Source organism: Streptococcus sp. HMSC10E12 (assembly GCF_001807855.1).
Classification (GTDB): Bacteria; Bacillota; Bacilli; order Lactobacillales; family Streptococcaceae; genus Streptococcus; species Streptococcus salivarius.
This window is the reverse complement of record NZ_KV791096.1, coordinates 5,040-5,305: the sequence shown is the minus strand read 5'-3', so window position 1 is coordinate 5,305 and position 266 is coordinate 5,040. Positions and strand designations below refer to the sequence as shown.

At 38.7% G+C, this 266-nt stretch carries 1 protein-coding gene; it reads right to left on the bottom strand.

Going from position 1 to position 266, the window contains the following annotated elements; all coding sequences use genetic code 11:
* The coding region (locus HMPREF3112_RS11930; protein WP_371106353.1) for a hypothetical protein at positions 1-266 on the bottom strand (266 nt) is incomplete at both ends.

Sequence of the window (266 nt, the reverse complement as noted above, 5' to 3'; positions counted from 1 at the left end):
TATCTGTAACACCTACAGATTGGATATTGTGAGCGTCAGTGAAGTTAGTTGTGTCGAGCCATACTTGGTAGACAAACTTATCACCTTTCTTGAGTGTCTTAGTATTGATATTTTCAGCTTCGTTGTTAGCTGTGCTGTCAGCGTAAGGATCCTTGTTAGTATCGCCTACTTTATCTTTCAACTCAGCATCATCGTCAACAAGTTTCATACCAGTGATATCGAATTTCTCTTTAGAAACAACGTATTTCTCTGGTTGGAACTTAGGT